The sequence below is a fragment of the Streptomyces sp. NPDC055078 genome (assembly GCF_053607985.1).
The window spans coordinates 1-1713 of sequence record NZ_JBSGUP010001050.1 but is presented as its reverse complement, the minus strand read 5'-3'; the positions used below and the strand labels follow the sequence as shown (position 1 = coordinate 1713).

General features: G+C 70.1%; 1 protein-coding gene and 1 pseudogene. One reads left to right on the top strand and one right to left on the bottom strand.

What is annotated here, in order from left to right:
- Nucleotides 1-48: 48 nt before the first annotated feature.
- Complete coding sequence (locus ACWF94_RS40030) at nucleotides 49-960, bottom strand: alpha/beta fold hydrolase (protein WP_453500144.1); 912 nt, start codon at nucleotides 958-960, stop codon at nucleotides 49-51.
- A 135-nt stretch (nucleotides 961-1095) separates the two neighbouring features.
- On the opposite strand from ACWF94_RS40030, the pseudogene ACWF94_RS40025 reads away from it, so the two are divergent.
- Nucleotides 1096-1611, top strand: a pseudogene (locus tag ACWF94_RS40025) (IS5 family transposase); the annotation flags it as partial.
- Nucleotides 1612-1713: the final 102 nt, after the last annotated feature.

The window sequence follows — 1713 nt, the reverse complement described above, 5'->3', positions numbered from 1 at the left end:
GACCCGAGGGGGCGTACCGCATACCAGGCGCCGCGCCCTCCGGCGGCGTCACTCCGGCGCGGGTCCCGCCGCCGCGGCCGTGCGTCGGACGACGAGCGCGAGCGTGTCGTCCGGGTGCAGGATCACGGTGTGATCGAGCAGGACCGCGCGCAGCCGGTCGGCGAACGCCTCGGGCGCGTCGGCGAACCCGGTGTGGTCGCCCGGGAAGACCGTCGGCTCGATCCCCAGCGCCGTGGCCAGCGCCCGCGACGTACGGTCGCACACCTGGCCCGCCGATTCCGCGCCGATCCCCACCACGACCCGGGTGGCGGCCGTGCCGAGCACGGCGACGTCGGGCAGCCACCGCACACTCGGCCGCATCTCGTGCGCGAACCAGAAACGCTCGTCGGCGACCACCTGCGGATCGCGCTCCCCGCCGAACATGTGCTCCAGCACCCCGTCCGGCAGCTCGATCCCGGCCAGATCGAAGAACGTCCGCCAGGCTCCCAGCACGTCCCCCGCCAGATAGGCGGCGATCATGTCATCGGTCCGGACCCGGACCTTCTCGCGGTCGTCGAGGAGTTCGTCCAGCGGAGGCTCGTGCGCGATGACGGTACGCACCTGCTCCGGGTGCGCCTCCACCAGGGCCAGCGCGCTGACCGCACCGCCGCTCGACCCGAAGACCACGGCCGGTCCGGCATCGACACGGGCGATCAGCCGGGACAGGTCGTCGGCCCGCAGCGCCGGGGTCGAGTCGGCGTCCGGGTCCTCGACGGAGCTGCGGTTGATGCCCCGCGGGTCGGTGGTCACCACCATGTGGTCGGCGGCGAGCAGATCCGCCAGCGGCTCAAAGGCGACGGCATCCATCGGCGCGCCGACCAGCACCACGAGCGGGCCCGCGCCCCGCACCTCGTAGTGCAGCCGCGCACCCGGCACCTCCAGAATGCCGACGGTGACGGGGTTGGTGGGTGTGGCTGCCATGTCTTCCTCCAGTGCGCGGGCCGCGCCGGGCGCGGCGGGTGCGGGAGGCGGGGTGGTTCCCCGCCTCTCACCTGGTGCGTCGAACGGGCCGGTGCTGGATCGACACATGGGCCGGAAGAATTTCCGGGAGTTTATCTGGACTGGTCGCGGTGCGCGATCGACTCGGTGAACATGCGGGCCCTGAAAGGGGGGTCCTGACAGGTCCGAATCCTGTGGATCGGAGCAAGAAAGGATCGAAGATCCACTTGATCACTGAGCGTACCGGTCTGCCCATCTCCATCGGCATCTCCGGCGCCAACCTCCACGACAGCCAGGCCCTCGAACCCCTCGTCCGCGGCATCCCGCCCATCCGCTCCCGCCGCGGACCGCGTCGACGGCGGCCGGCCAAACTACACGGCGACAAGGGTTACGACTACGACCACCTGCGCCGATGGCTGCGCAAACGCGGCGTTCGCCACCGCATCGCACGCAAGGGCATCGAGTCCTCCACCCGGCTGGGACGCCACCGCTGGACCATCGAACGCACCATGGGCCTGGCCCGCCGGCCGGCTGCCGTCGGCTTCACCGCCGCTACGAACGCAAAGCCGAGCACTTCCTCGCCTTCACCAGCATCGCCTGCACCCTATCTGCTACCGCAGAATCGCCAAATGAGATGAGGTCTAATACTCCAGCGGGATTTCGTGTCCTGGGCTGGGGTTGTTCGTTGTATGGCATATGGCGGGGAATGTTGAAGTAGACGTGTGGGCAGCCGAG